The sequence below is a fragment of the Polymorphospora sp. NPDC050346 genome (genome assembly GCF_040655695.1).
Classification (GTDB): domain Bacteria; phylum Actinomycetota; class Actinomycetes; order Mycobacteriales; family Micromonosporaceae; genus Polymorphospora; species Polymorphospora lycopeni.
Genome location: NZ_JBFAKM010000025.1, coordinates 105,494 through 119,452, shown reverse-complemented (window position 1 = coordinate 119,452; position 13,959 = coordinate 105,494). Strand labels below are relative to the sequence as shown.

12 protein-coding genes are annotated in these 13,959 nt (G+C 73.1%); 6 read left to right on the top strand and 6 right to left on the bottom strand.

The features are described from left to right. Positions 1 to 97: 97 nt before the first annotated feature. The 3 genes from AB0I42_RS24390 to AB0I42_RS24380 form a co-directional block, all read right to left on the bottom strand. Positions 98 to 748: a hypothetical protein gene (locus AB0I42_RS24390; protein WP_357540360.1), complete on the bottom strand. Its 651-nt coding sequence runs from the start codon at positions 746 to 748 to the stop codon at positions 98 to 100. Positions 749 to 971: 223 nt separating this feature from the next. After that, the gene (locus AB0I42_RS24385; protein WP_357540358.1) at positions 972 to 2,834 is read right to left on the bottom strand and encodes a dynamin family protein; all 1,863 of its coding nucleotides are present in this window, start codon (positions 2,832 to 2,834) and stop codon (positions 972 to 974) included. Positions 2,835 to 2,931: 97 nt separating this feature from the next. Beyond that, positions 2,932 to 4,449, bottom strand: coding sequence for a dynamin family protein (locus tag AB0I42_RS24380; RefSeq protein ID WP_357540356.1), 1,518 nt, complete (start codon positions 4,447 to 4,449; stop codon positions 2,932 to 2,934). 208 nt (positions 4,450 to 4,657) lie between these two features. On the opposite strand from AB0I42_RS24380, the gene AB0I42_RS24375 reads away from it, so the two are divergent. After that, positions 4,658 to 7,165, top strand: a complete 2,508-nt coding sequence (locus AB0I42_RS24375; protein ID WP_357540354.1) for a LuxR C-terminal-related transcriptional regulator — start codon at positions 4,658 to 4,660, stop codon at positions 7,163 to 7,165. After that, entirely contained in the window at positions 7,162 to 7,686 is a 525-nt protein-coding gene (locus tag AB0I42_RS24370; protein ID WP_357540352.1) for a LuxR family transcriptional regulator, read from the top strand. Before AB0I42_RS24375 ends, AB0I42_RS24370 begins: the two co-directional genes overlap by 4 nt. A gap of 19 nt (positions 7,687 to 7,705) precedes the next feature. Here AB0I42_RS24370 and AB0I42_RS24365 read toward each other — a convergent pair whose 3' ends face one another. Continuing rightward, positions 7,706 to 8,482, bottom strand: coding sequence for a lysophospholipid acyltransferase family protein (locus tag AB0I42_RS24365; RefSeq protein WP_357540350.1), 777 nt, complete (start codon positions 8,480 to 8,482; stop codon positions 7,706 to 7,708). A gap of 133 nt (positions 8,483 to 8,615) precedes the next feature. Between AB0I42_RS24365 and AB0I42_RS24360 the strand changes: the two genes are divergently transcribed. The 4 genes from AB0I42_RS24360 to AB0I42_RS24345 are packed head-to-tail and all read left to right on the top strand — an operon-like array spanning position 8,616 to position 12,610. Then, a complete protein-coding gene (locus tag AB0I42_RS24360) occupies positions 8,616 to 10,031 on the top strand; it encodes a cytochrome ubiquinol oxidase subunit I (protein ID WP_357540348.1) in 1,416 nt (471 codons plus the stop codon). A gap of 15 nt (positions 10,032 to 10,046) precedes the next feature. Beyond that, on the top strand, positions 10,047 to 11,045 hold the full coding sequence (gene cydB / locus AB0I42_RS24355) for a cytochrome d ubiquinol oxidase subunit II (protein WP_357540346.1): 999 nt from the start codon (positions 10,047 to 10,049) through the stop codon (positions 11,043 to 11,045). Between the two features lie 44 nt (positions 11,046 to 11,089). Continuing rightward, on the top strand, positions 11,090 to 11,680 hold the full coding sequence (locus AB0I42_RS24350) for a helix-turn-helix domain-containing protein (RefSeq protein WP_357540344.1): 591 nt from the start codon (positions 11,090 to 11,092) through the stop codon (positions 11,678 to 11,680). A gap of 9 nt (positions 11,681 to 11,689) precedes the next feature. Continuing rightward, entirely contained in the window at positions 11,690 to 12,610 is a 921-nt protein-coding gene (locus tag AB0I42_RS24345) for an SDR family oxidoreductase (RefSeq protein WP_357540342.1), read from the top strand. A gap of 51 nt (positions 12,611 to 12,661) precedes the next feature. Here the strand turns inward: AB0I42_RS24345 and AB0I42_RS24340 are convergent, their stop codons facing one another. Then, the gene (locus tag AB0I42_RS24340) at positions 12,662 to 13,354 is read right to left on the bottom strand and encodes a hypothetical protein (protein WP_357540340.1); all 693 of its coding nucleotides are present in this window, start codon (positions 13,352 to 13,354) and stop codon (positions 12,662 to 12,664) included. 85 nt (positions 13,355 to 13,439) lie between these two features. Next, positions 13,440 to 13,916 (bottom strand): peroxiredoxin, encoded by a 477-nt coding sequence (locus AB0I42_RS24335; RefSeq protein WP_357540338.1) that lies wholly within the window; start codon positions 13,914 to 13,916, stop codon positions 13,440 to 13,442. Positions 13,917 to 13,959 lie beyond the last annotated feature (43 nt).

Sequence of the window (13,959 nt, the reverse complement as noted above, 5' to 3'; positions counted from 1 at the left end):
GCGAATTCGGCGTGGATACGCCGAATTCGCTGTGGCCCGCGACAGCATGGGTGGTCCGCCGCGCCCACGACCGCCCGAAGCGGCGCGGAAGCGGGTGTTACGCCGTTCCCGGAGCCCAGAACCGGGCCAGGCTGCTGGTCGCCGGGTCCTCGGAGCCGGCCAGGGTCGTCCACGGGTCGCCGCCGGCCGGAGTGTCGGTGCCGGCGTACGCGGCCAGGTCGTCGGCCGGCGGCGCGTCGGTGTACGCCGTACCCGGGTCGGCCAGCGGTGCGGCGTCGCCGGCGCCGAGCGTGTCGGCGTCGGTCCACGGGAACCCGTCGACCGGTTCCGGCGGGGCGCCGAGGTCGAGGGCGGGCGGGAACGTGGAGTCCGGCCACGACTCGCCGTCGCCGTGCGGGTCGAGGTCGGGGTCGGCGCCGACCGGGGCGTCGGCCGGGCCGAGCCCCGACTCGGCGGCCGGTGCCGGCTCGTCGAGTCCGGTGTCGTCGGCGTCGATCGGTTCGGCGTCGACGGGCTGGTCCACGAGGTCGCCGTAGCCGAGCGGCGCGCCGAACGTCCCGGCGGCCGGGACGTCGCCGGGCAGCTCCTCGTCCGGCAGATCGTCGGCCGGCAGGTCGGAATCGGCCGGGCCGAGCCCCTCACTGGCGTAGCCGTCGTCGGCGTAGCCGCCCTGGAGGTCGTCGAGGTTGGCGGTGTCGCCGCTGTCGAAGCCGTCTTCCTCGGGCCACTGGTCCCAGTTGTCGGTCATGACAGCCCTCCGCTGCGCTCCGAGCTGTCATGACTCAACCTGAGCCAGTTGATTCGCTCGCGGTGCTCGCTCATGACAGCCCTCCGCTGCGCTCCGAGCTGTCATGACTCAACCTGAGCCAGTTGATTCGCTCGCGGTGCTCGCTCACGACAGCCCTCCCGCTGCGCTCCGAACCGGCACGACCCGACCTGAGCTGACTGATCACGATGCCCCCCATCGCCGTCTACTCCTGTACCTGGGCGGGCTGGATCGCCCGGGCCCGGACGAGGACCTCGTCGACCTGCTTGACGCGGGCCCGCAGTGCCTCCCGCTCGGTCTGCAGCGCGGCCTTGCGCTTGGCGCGGCTGGCCTTGTCCTCGGCCATCGCCTTGTCGATCGCGGCGATGTGCGCGTCGAGCTGGGCGAGCCGGCGCTCGATGGCGTCGTCGAGGGCGAGCGTCAGCGCGTACTGCAGGTCGGTGAACCGGTGCATGATCTCGTCGGAGATCGCGGCCCGCGCCTCGCCGAGCACCTCGCGCAGCCAGACCTTGGCCTGCTGCCGGTCGGACTGCACGCGGCGCTTGTAGATCAGGAACGCGCCGGCGGCCAGGCCGAGGCCGACGCCGGCGAACGGGATGAGCAGGCCGCCGCCGACCAGCGCGCCGGCGCCGAGCGCGGAGGCGCCGGCCATCGCGCCGCGGCCGGCCATCATCGCCATGCCACCGGCCGACATCGCGATCATGATGTTGTCGCCGTTGCCGCCCTCGCGGCGGGGCTTGCTGGCCAGGGCGTGGCGCAGGGTGGCGTTGAGGCGGCGCAGCACGTGCTGCAGCTCGTGCGGGGCGAACACCTGGGCCAGGACCCGCTCGCCGACCTTGCGGAACCGGAACTCCAGTTCGTGCGACAGCCGTACGGACAGCGCGTGCAGCGCCCGGTCGACCTCCTGGGGCAGGTTCTTGAGGTCGTCGCCCTTCGACTTCTCGATCTTGTTGAGGAAGTTCTCCTGCAGGCTGCTGACGTAGGTGCGCAGCCGGCCGGTGGCCTCGACCCGGGCCCGCTGGGTCTCGGTGTTCAGGGCCAGCGACCACTGCCGGGAGTCGGTGCGCTTGCGGGCGGCGAGGGCGGCGCGGTCCTTCTTGGCCTTCTCGGAGTCGGCCGGGTCGGGGTCGGTGGCCTTCATCCGGTCGGTGATCTCCAGGTCGAGCCGGATGACCTCGGACCGGATGGTCCGCAGCACGTTGGCCTGCTGCAGCAGGTGTCCTTTGCCGGCCAGGGCGATCAGGGCGTGCTGGAGTTCGGCGATCCGCGACTCGCGGATGAGTTCGGGGGCGGCCTCGCGGGGCAGCGTCATCGCGAGTTCGGCCAGCCGTGCCGACACCGGATACCAGGGCGCGGAAGCGAACCGGGGCGCGTGGCTCTGCAGCTGGCCGCGGTCGTCGTCCCAGATGGTCCGCCAGCCCGGGTAGGCGTCGGTCTTGGTCAGCGCGAACACCACGAAGTTGACCCGCTTGCTGGCCTCGATGAGGAAGTCGAGTTCGGGCTTGGCGAACGGCCCGGACGCGTCGACGACGAAGAGCAGGGCGCTGGCCTTCTCGACGGCGTCGAGGGCGATCTCGACGTGCATCGGGTCGAGGCCGCCGGTGCCCGGGGTGTCGACCAGCGTCAGGTACTGCAGCAGCGGGGCGGTGTGGCCGACCTCGATCCGCCGGGGCGGGCGGATCCCCTCGGGCAGCCGGCCGAACGCGGTGCCCCAGTCGCGCAGGTCGTGCAGGCCGAGCGGGACCGGATCCTCGCGGCCGGGCAGCCACGCCTTGGCGCCGGGCGTCTCGGCGTGGACGAACTCGAGGTAGGTGGCGGTGGCCACGGCGGCATCCACCGGCGACAGGTTCGGTACCCCGATCAACGCGTTGACCAGAGAGCTCTTGCCGCGCTTGGTCTCCCCGACGACCACGATGGACGGCCGGGTGACCTGACGGCGGCGGAACGCGTCGATGTCGGCGGCGGCGTCCGGGTCGACCTTGCGCAGGAACGCCTGCGAGGAGTCGACCGCCGCGGTGAGCAGTTTGCCCAGGGCCGCCTCGGGTTTGGCGTTGGCGGTCGTGGTCACATCGGGCACCTTTCGTCTGCGTCCGTGGTCCCCGCGGTGGTCGCGGCTGCCGGATGATCAAGTGGCGACGGCCGGGCGGCCGCCCCGTACGTGCTGTTCACCGCATGCCCCCGCCGGCCCGCATCTGCTGCGACAGCAGGTAGAAGCCGCGGTGGGCGACCAGCGCGACCCGCGACTGGGCGGGGCTGGCGCCGGCGACGGCGTAGACCCGCCACCGGGTCGCCGCCTCCAGGGCCGCCTTGACGAGCTGGTCGACGCCGGCGCTGGGCAGGTTGAGGATCCACTGCGCGTCGTTGGACAGCGCCAGCCGGGTCAGTTCCTGCTCCATCGGCTCGGGCAGTTCGACCGACCCGGTGCTGACCTGCTGGGCCACCTCCAGCAGCCGCAGCCGGTGGTATTCCGGCTGCTGCAGCACCCGCTCGATGGCGTCGCGCAGCAGCTCGCGGTCCTGCGGCCGCTCGGTGTGGCTGGCGACCTTCTCCAGGCTGGACAGGCCCCAGCCCGCCTTGATGGCGTCGGTACGCCACCGGAACGCCTGGTCGAGGGTCTGCTTCAGGCGCGGGAACCCGGACGCCTGGAACAGCATCCGCACCAGGTCGCCGCTGGCCAGTTGCGGCCGGGCGGCCAGCTGCGCGATCGCGAAGCCGATGCCGTACAGGTCGAGCAGCCGCAGCAGCCGCTCACGCTGCTCGCGCGGTACGACGCACTCACGGGACGTGAACAGGTCGACCGACGCCAGCAGCACCAGCCGCTCGCTCTGCGGGAGCTGGCCGAGCGTACGCAGCGCCTCGCAGTCGGCGGCGGTGAGCCGGCCGGCCTCGGTGGTCTCGGCGAGCAGCCCGATCGCCGGCACCACGTCGGAGACGACCCGGCGCAGCACCTTGGTCTGGTCGGCGGCCAGCGGGCCGACCACCGGCCACGGGTCGGCCATCGCCCCGACCAGCTTGTCCACCTTGTTGAACAGGCCGAGGGAGTTGATGGGGTTGCTGGCCAGCCGGGCCGACACCGACCGGAACGCCTCCAGGGCCTGCAGGTCGTCGTCGCGTACGGACTGGGTGAAGACGTAGATGATCGCCTCGGCGCCGGAGATCGCCCCGACCGAGTCGTCGTCGATGTCGTCGTCGAACGGGGCGCTGCCCTCGCTGAACAGGAACCGTTGCGCGTTGGCGCTGACCGCGGTGTTCGTCGAGGACAGACCCGGGGTGTCCACCACGGTCAGGTCGCGCAGGTGGTCGCTGGTCAGGGTGACGTCGACGAACGCGATGTCGGCGCGGGCCACCCCCAGCCGCTGCGGAATCATGCCCGACTCGTCCAGCGGGAGGCTGACCCGGTGGCCGTCGCGGCGTACGACGTCGACCCGGTCGGCGGTGCCGTAGCGGAACTGGGTGACGATCCGGGTGCACTCACCGACCTCCGTGGGCGCCACCCGGCGTCCGATAAGTGCGTTAACAAGTGTCGACTTTCCGGCTTTCAGACGTCCCGCGATGGCCACTCGCAACGGTTCGTCGAGTCGACGGCGTACGCCGAACACCTGCGCCTGAGCGCTAGGACCGACTCTCGGACCAACTTCGTCACACAGAGCAGCGACACGGACACTGAGCGGACCTGGGCCCATGACTCGTCAGCCGGCGGTACGGTCGGCAACAATGACGGGGGTCCGGTGGCCTTGCTCGCTCATCTCGGTGGTCGTCCCTTTCGACAATCGGCAGGGCGCAGCGTCCCTGCCGGACCTCACACTACGAATATCCTGCCGGCGCAGGATCCCATGTTCGTGCCACCGTCTCACCCGACGGGGCCGCGAGCCCAGTGTCAGGGGAGGACGCGTGCGTCACGCACCCGGCGGCGACATCGCCGACCGCGCCCTGGACGGCCAGGCCGCCACCGCACGGCCGCGCACCGTCGTCGACGAGGCGACCGCGCTGCTGGCCGCACCGGGCCTGGTCGTCGTCACCGGCGGCCCCGGCAGCGGCCGCAGCACCGTCCTTTCCGGACTCGGCGCCGCGTTCCGCGGCCCGGTGTTCGCCGGCGGTGGCCTGGCGATGCTGTCGACCGTGCCGGCGTTCGCGCTGACCCGGGCGGTCAAGGTACGCCTGCCCGCCCAGGACCCGGCGCTGCTGGCCGAGGCCGTCCGCTCCCGGGTCCGGGCCGGCCTGCTGCTCCTGGACGACCTGCAGTGGGCCGACCCGGCCACGATCGCCGCCCTGGTCCCGCTCGCCGCCCACTGCCGGATCGTGGTCGCCCTGCGTACCCCGCACCGGCTGCCCGCCGAGGCCGTCGCCGCGCTGCGCACCGCCGCCGCCGGCTGGCTCAGCATGCCGGCCCTGGACCCCGACGCGGCCACCGAACTGGCCCGCCGGGTCGCCCCCGCCCTCGACCCGGCCACCGTCACCGACGTCGTACGCCGGGCCGGCGGGGTGCCGCTGGCCGTGGAGACCCTGGCCCGGCACGCCGGCACCCGCCGTGGCGCCGCCGCACCGGCCGCCGCCGACGACGACATCGACCAGGTCGGCTACGCCGTCGCGGCCGCGTTGTCCGACCTGACCCGCCCGGCCCGCACCGCGATGGCCGCCCTCGGCCTGCTCGGCCGGCCGGCCACCGGCGCGGTCCTCGGCGCCGGCGTCGACGAACTCACCGCCGCCGGCCTGGTCGCCGTCGACACGGCCGGCTCCGTCGGCCCGGTGTCGCCGTACGTCGCCGAGGTCGCCGCCGGGCTGCTCGACGACGAGGGCCGGCGCGCCCTGCACTGCCGGCTCGCCGAACTCGTGCCGGCCCGGGAGGCGGCCCGGCACCTCGCCGCCGCCGGTGACACCGACGCCGCGTACGCGCACGCGGTCGCCGCCGCGGCCGGCACCACCACCGCCGGCGAGCGCGCCGAACTGCTGCTGCTCGCCTGCGGCCTGCCCGGCGTCGACCCGGCGCCGGCCGTACGCGTCGACGCCGCCGTCGCGGCCCTGGCCAGCGGCCGGCCCCGGGCCGCCGCCCGGGTGCTGACCACCACCTTCCCGCTCGGCGTCGACGCCGCCGTGCTGCGCGCCGAGGCCCTGCTGCAGATCGGTGACCTCGCCGGTGCCCGCGAGGCCGCGGCACCCGTACCCGACTCCGCCGCGCCGGCCCATGTCGCCGGCCGGGACCGGGTGCTGCTGCTCGCCCAGCTCGCCGGCGACCCCGACGGCGCGGCGGCGACCGCCGCGGCGATCGTCGCCCGGCACGGCGACCCGCCCACGCACCCGGGGCTGCGGGCCGCCGTCGCCGCAGTCCACGCCGCCGGCCGCACCCCCGGCTGGGAGCACGCCCTGGCGTCGGCGGCCGCGGCCGCCGGGGCGGCCGGCGAGGCACTGGCCGCCCGCTGGAGCGCGTGGCTGCTGGTCGAGACCCTCGCGGCCGACGGCCGCCTCGCCGAGGCCGCGCAGACCGCCGACCAGGCCGCGCAGGCGTGCGCCGCCGACCTCGCCTACAGCTGGCAGACCCGGTTCCTGGCCGCGCAGCTGTGGTGCACGGCGCTGCGCGGCGGTGGCGCCGACGAGGTCGTGCGCCGCGCCGGCGACCTGACCGACCGCACCCTGCCGGTGCTGGCGCGTGGTTACACGATCGCGGCCGCCAGTCTCGTCGAGGCCGACGGTGGCCTGCTCGCCCCGGCCCGGGCCCGGCTCGCGAGCGCGCCGACCGGGTCGACGACCGTCGACGTACTGCTGGACTGGGTCGGGCGGGAGGCGGCCTGGCTCGACGGGCAGCCGGACCGGGCGGTCGCGCCGGTCACCGCCCGTGGCGGTCCGGCCCTGGTCGACGGGCTGCGCCGGATCACCGCCCGGTGGGCGGCGTACGACGCCGGGGCCGCCGAACCCGTCGCCGCCGACCCGGCCACCGACCGGCTGCCGCCGGTCGCGCAGACGCTGGCCGCCTGGGCCGCCGCCGACGGGTTCGCGACCGCCGCGCAGGCCTGGCACGACCTGTCCGTACGCGAGGAGGTCCGCTGCCTGCTCGCGCACGGGCTGCACGAGGCCGACCCGGCCCGGGCGGTGCCGCCGCTGCTGGCCGCCGAGCAGCTCGCCGAGCAGGCCGGCCTGGTCGTCCTGGTCGGCCGGGCGCACCGGGCGCTGCGCCGGCACGCCGTACGTCGTGACAGCCGTGGCCCCCGCTCGGGCACCGAACTGACCGACCGGGAACGTGACGTGCTGCGGCTGGTGGCGCAGGGGGAGCCGACCCGTCGTATCGCGGGGCAGCTCGGGATCTCCGGCGAGACGGTCGAGACACACATCCGGGCCGGGATGCGCAAGCTCGGTGCCCGGACCCGGACCGAGGCGGCGGCGCTGGCGCTGGAGGTACTGCGGTGAGCGGCGGCGAGCCGCCCCGCTACGTGGTGCCGTCGGCTCCCGACGCGACGACGGTCCTGCGCCGGCTGGCGAGGGCGGGGTGGCTGACCCGGGAGGGCTTCGCCCTGGCCGAGTCGACGTGGGACATGTCCGAGGCGAAGGTGGTGCTGTTCGGCCGGGTTCCCGACCTGGAGACGGTGCGGCTGGCGGTGCTCGCGGCGGCCCGGGGCGTCGGGGTGGTCGCGATCGCCGACACGTCGACCGAGGTGGGCCGGGCGCTGGTCGGCGACCTGGCCCGGCTCGGTCCGGTGTTCCGCGACCCGGAGGCCGAGCCGGAGGACGACACCGCGGTGGTGCTGATCCCGGAGCAGCGGGCGCTGCTGGAGCGGCTGGCGAACGGGGAGACGATCGCGGCGGCCGCGGCGGCGGAGTTCCTGTCGCTGCGGACCGCGAACCGGCGGATCGCCCAGGCCCGCGAGGTGTTCGGGGTCCGGACGACCCGTGAGGCGGTGCTCGCCTACCTGCGCCAGCGGCGCGGCTGAGGGTTCGCCGGGCCGTACGTCAACGGTCGGTGCGGCGACGGTGCGTGCGGCTGGTGTCGACCGGCCGGGCGGGGTCGACGTGCCGGGGCCGGTCGGGTTCGTCGGGGCGTAGCGGCACCAGGGTGTCGGTGAGCGCGTCGATGATCCGGTCGGTGGCCCGGAGCGCCGCGCCGGGCACGGCCGGGTCCAGGTCGGCCAGGTCGACCGGTGGCCCGAAGTGCACCCGGATCACCGGCCGGCGCACCAGGGCGCGGGCGATGCCGCCGAACATCCCTTTCGGGGCGCCGTACGGCAGCACCTCGTGCGCGCCCCACTGCGCGACCGGTACGACGGTCGCGCCGCTTTCGAACGCGAGCCGGGCGGTGCCGGTCTTGCCGCGTTCGGGCCACATGCCGGGGTCGAGTCCGATGCGCCCCTCCGGGTAGACCATGACCACCGAGCCGCCGGCGACGGCCTCGGCGGCGCTGTGCAGGGCCTGTCCGACGTTCTCGGTGCGCCGGTCGACCCGGATGTGGCCGCAGTGCCGCATGGCGGGGCCGACGACGGGGGCGCGGAACAGTCCGCCGGTGGCCATGATCCGGGGCGCGATCCGGCGGACCCGGCAGGCGGCGGCGAGCACGATCGGGTCGAACGGGCTGATGTGGTTGGCGGCCAGGATCAGCGGCCCGTGCCGCAGCCCGTCGGGTACGTCGCCGGTGACCTTCAGCCGCGCCAGCAGCCCGACGACGACGCGGGCCAGGAACTGGAAGAACAGCCACAGTCGTGGGGCGCGCCAGGTGGTGGGGGAGTCGTCCATCAGCGGTAGATCGTCGCACAGCCGCGCCAGCGGGAGGGTGACGTGTGGCACCCCGGGTGGGGCCGGAAGCCTCTACGACAAGCAGTAGTATTTACTACCGGTTGTCGTAGAGGCTCGATGACGGGGGAAAACCGTGGACGCGTTGGACGTCGCCCGCTGGCAGTTCGGTGTCACCACCGTCTACCACTTCCTGTTCGTACCGCTCACCATCGGCCTGTCCGTCCTCGTCGCCGTCCTGCAGACCATGTGGCTGCGCACCGGTAACGAGCGCTACCTCAAGCTCACCAAGTTCTACGGCAAGCTCTTCCTGATCAACTTCGCGATGGGGATCGTCACCGGCATCGTGCAGGAGTTCCAGTTCGGGATGAACTGGAGCGACTACTCCCGCTTCGTCGGCGACATCTTCGGCGCCCCCCTCGCGATCGAGGCGCTGCTCGCGTTCTTCCTCGAATCGACCTTCCTCGGCCTGTGGATCTTCGGCTGGGACCGGCTGCCGAAACGCGTACACCTCGCCTGCATCTGGGCCGCGGCCATCGGCTCCACCGTCAGCGCCTACTTCATCCTCGCCGCCAACTCGTGGATGCAGAACCCGGTCGGCTACCGGATCAACCCGGACAGCGGCCGCGCCGAACTCACCGACTTCGTCGCCGTCCTGACCAACAAGGTCGCCCTGATCACCTTCCCGCACACCATCTTCGGCTGCTTCCTCGTCGCCGGCTCGCTGATCGTCGCCGTCGCCCTGTGGCACCTGATCCGCCGCCCCGACAACCCCGACACCGGCACCTACCGCTTCGCCGCCCGCTTCGGCGCGGTCGTCACCCTGGTCGCCACCGCCGGCGTACTGGTCACCGGCGACATCCAGAGCAAGATCATGACCGAGGTGCAGCCGATGAAGATGGCCGCCGCCGAAGGTCTCTACGACACCGAGTCGCCCGCCTCGTTCTCCGTACTGACCGTCGGCAGCCTCGACGGCAGCCGCGAACTGTTCGCCCTGAAGATCCCGTACCTGCTCTCCTGGCTGTCGACCGGCGACGTCAACGGCGAGGTGCACGGCATCAACGACCTCCAGGCCCAGTACGCCGCCCAGTACGGCCCCGGCAGCTACACCCCGATCATCCCGGTCACGTACTGGAGCTTCCGCCTCATGATCGGCTTCGGGCTCGCCGCCGCCGCGATCGCCGCCTGGACGCTGTGGGCCCACCGCCGCGGCCGCACCCCCGCCTCGAAATGGCTGCTGCGCGCCGGCCTCGTCATGCCGGTCCTGCCGCTGGCCGCCAACTGCTTCGGCTGGATCTTCACCGAGATGGGCCGCCAGCCCTGGATCGTCTTCGGCGAGATGCTGACCCGCGACGGCGTCTCCCGCAGCGTCTCCCTGGCCGAGGTCCTCACCTCGTTCGCCGCCTTCACCCTCGTCTACGCCATCCTCGCCGTCGTCGAGGTACGCCTGCTCGTCCGCTACGCCCGCCACGGCCTGCCGGACACCACCCCATCCGAGCCCGACCCGACCGAACACGACGACGAAGACAAGCCGCTCGCCTTCGCCTACTGACCCCGGGAGCACCCCGTGGAACTGTCCACCTTCTGGTTCCTGCTGATCGCCGTCCTGTTCACCGGCTACTTCATCCTCGAAGGCTTCGACTTCGGCGTCGGCATCCTGCTGCCCGCCCTCGGCCGCGACGACCGCGAACGCCGCGTCCTGATCAACACCATCGGCCCGGTCTGGGACGGCAACGAGGTCTGGCTGATCACCGCGGCCGGCGCCATGTTCGCCGCCTTCCCCGAGTGGTACGCCACCCTCTTCTCCGGCTTCTACCTGCCGCTGCTGCTCATCCTGATCGCCCTGATCTTCCGCAACGTCGCCTTCGAATACCGGCACAAGCGCCCCGACGCCGCCTGGAAGGCCCGCTGGGACACCGCCATCACCGTCGGCTCCGCCGTCCCCGCCGTCGCCTGGGGCATCATCCTGGCCAACATCGTCCACGGCGTACCCCTGTCCGCCGACCACGAGTACACCGGCGACCTGCTCGCCGCCCTGCACCCGTACACCCTGCTCGGCGGCGCCACCTTCCTGGCCCTGTTCGCCACCCACGGCGCGCTGTTCCTCGCCCTGAAGACCACCGGCGACGTACGCGAACGCGCCAACCAGCTCGCCGGCCGCCTCGGCATGGTGACGTTCCCGCTCACCGCGGTCTTCCTGGCCTGGACGCTGGACATCCGGCAGAACACCGCCGCCGTCGCGCTCACCCTGCTCGCGATCCTCGCCCTGGTCGCCGGCCTGGCCGCCAACCGGGTACGCCGCGAGGGCTGGGCCTTCACCGGCACGACCGCCGCCACCGGGCTGCTCGTCGCCACCGCCTTCACCGCGATCTTCCCCGACGTGCTGCCGTCGACCACCGACCCGGCCGGCACGCTGACCACCACCAACGCCGCCGCCAGCGGCTACACGCTGGGCATCCTCACCTGGATCGCGGCGTTGTGCACCCCGGTCGTCCTGGCCTACCAGGGCTGGACGTACTGGGTCTTCCGCCGCCGGATCGGGGTGGCCAACATCCCCGCCGAGTGACCCCGGGTCGACCCCGGTTATTGCACTGCGGTTCAATAACCGGTATGGCCCGCCCAAGAAAGATCACCGACGACCGGCTGCTGGCGGCGGCGGCCACCGTCATCGGTCGCCACGGCCCCGCCTTCACCCTCGCCGACATCGCCGCCGAAGCCCGGATCAGCGCCGGCACCCTCATCCACCGCTTCGGCTCCAAACACGGCCTGCTCACCGCCATGCTCGCCGCCTCGATCGACGCCGCACGCCAGCCGGCCACCACCAGCCCCGACGACGGCGATCCGGTCGCCACGATCCGGCACGCCCTCGTCGACCGCTACACCGCGATCGACGACCCGACCACCGCCCCCAACCACCTCGCCCAACTCGCCACCGAACTCGCCGACGAACACCTGCGCACCGGCCTCGCCGACCTCCACAGCGCCGTCGAAGCCACTGTCGCGACCCTGGTCCGCGCCGCCGTCGAAGCCGGCACCCTGCCCGGCGCACCCGCTGCCGCCGTCGCCGCCCGCATCCTCACCGCCACCGCCGACGGCGCCGCCATCCACTGGTCCAGCCGCCCCGACGGCCGCCTGCGCGACCGGCTCCACACCGACCTCGACGCGATCCTCGCCGGCTGGCGACACCCCACCCACACCTGAGGAGCAGCCATGACCGCACCCCTGCACGGACACGTCGCCCTGGTCACCGGCGCCACCCGCGGCGCCGGCCGCGGCATGGCCGTCGAACTCGGCGCCGCCGGCGCCACCGTCTACGTCACCGGTCGCACCACCCGCGCCACCCGCAGCGACATCGGCCGCCCCGAAACCATCGAGGACACCGCCGACCTCGTCACCAGGGCCGGCGGCACCGGCATCGCCGTCCGCTGCGACCACACCGACCCCGCCGACGTACGCGCCCTCGCCGACCGCATCACCGCCGAACAGGACGGCCGCCTCGACATCCTTATCGACGACACCTGGGGCGGCGACCACCTCGTCGAGTGGAAACCCATCTGGGAACACGACCTCGACAACGGCCTACGCGCCGTACGCAACGCCCTGGAGACCCACCTCGTCACCCTGCACACCGTCCTGCCGCTGCTCATCCGACGCAAACAGGGCCTGGTCTGCGAAATCACCGACGGCGACGACATGTTCGACAACCGCTACCGCGGCACCATGTTCTACGACCTCGTCAAATCCGCCATCACCCGCATCGGTCGCATGCTCCACCACGAACTCCACCCGCACGGCGTCACCGCCGTCGCCCTCACCCCCGGCTTCCTGCGCTCCGAGGACATGCTCGACCGCTTCGGCGTCACCGAACACAACTGGCGCGACGGCATCACCAAGGACCGCTTCTTCGCCATCTCCGAGACCCCGCACTACATCGGCCGCGCCGTCGTCGCCCTCGCCACCGACCCCGACCACGCCCGCTGGTCCGGAAAAGCGCTCTCCGCCGGCCAACTCGCCGCCCACTACGGCTTCACCGACCTCGACGGCTCCCGGCCCGACGCCTCCCGCTTCATCACCGACGCCTACTACGGCGACAAACCCGACGCCGACGCCGACGCCGCCGACTACCGCTGACCCGCCCACCCCGTGGCGCCGTGCCACAGGGTGAGCGGCATCCACCGGGCCTCAGCCCGCGTCGCGCAACTCCGCCAGCCGCGCCTCGATCTCCGCCAACTCCGACCGCAACCGCTCCGCCTGCTGCTCCGCCTCGGCCCGCTCGGCACTCACGATCTGCTCCACCGCCTCGTGCACACCCGGCACGTCGATCAACGCCACCATCTTCAACGCCTCCGCCGGCTTGATGACGTACGGCTTCGCCAACGCCTTGCTGCCCTGCGTCGCACCCACCGTCCACTCACCCTCGGCGTACGCCAGCGTCACCGTCAGCCCCGGCGCCGCCTTCGGCTTCGCCACCTTGGCCGCCTTCGCCGCCCGCCGCGCCGGCTTCGCCTCCACCTCCGACTCGGTCACCGGCTCCGGCCGCGGGGCCGGCACCGGCTGATCCAACTTGAACTCCGGCTCCGCCGGCGGCGCCGGCTCCACGGCCTCCACCTTCGGCTCCGCCGCCCGCCGGCCCGCCGGCACCCGCGGCGCGATCCCCAGATCAGCGGGGGAGAACGGCAGCTCGTCACGACCGAACCGGACCACCACCCACTCCTCGGAGACCGCCGGATCCGTCAGTGCCACCACCTGACCGACCTGCCCCGCGATCTGCCCCGCCGACTCGGTGAACACCACCTTCGGCTTACGACCCGCCGCCAGCGAGTCACGGATGCCCTCCAGCTCCTCGGTCGACAACCCAGCGGTGCGCGTCGCCATCACAACCCTCTTTTCGTACGCATGTTTGATTGCAGCCTTCCTACCAGGCCACACCGACAACGTCGAGCACGACACCCCGGCCGCGTCAACCCGCCGCCGCCTCCCGCAGCACCGCCAACGCCCGGTCCGCGTGCGCCGTCATGCTCACCTCGCTGTGGATCGCCGCCAGCACCCGCCGATCCGTACCGACCACGAACGTCATCCGCCGCGTCGACAGCGCACCCAACGGCAACGCCCGCCGCACCCCGAACATCCGCGCCACCGACCCGTCGACGTCGGACAGCAGCGGATAACCGAACCCGTACCGGCCGGCGAACTCCCGCTGCCGCTCCACCGAGTCACGACTGACCCCCACCAACTGCGCCCCCACCTGCGAAAACTCGTCAGCCAGGTCCCGGAAATGACAGCTTTCGGCAGTACACCCCGGCGTCAGCGCCGCCGGATAGAAGAACACCACCACCGGCCCGTCCGCCAGCAGCGCACTCAACCGCCGCGGCGCACCCGTCTCGTCCGGCAGTTCGAAGTCCTCGACCAGATCACCCTTGCCCAGACCGGCCACCACGCACCTCCACGTCGTCGACCGGCCCACCGTACGCCGGCCATCC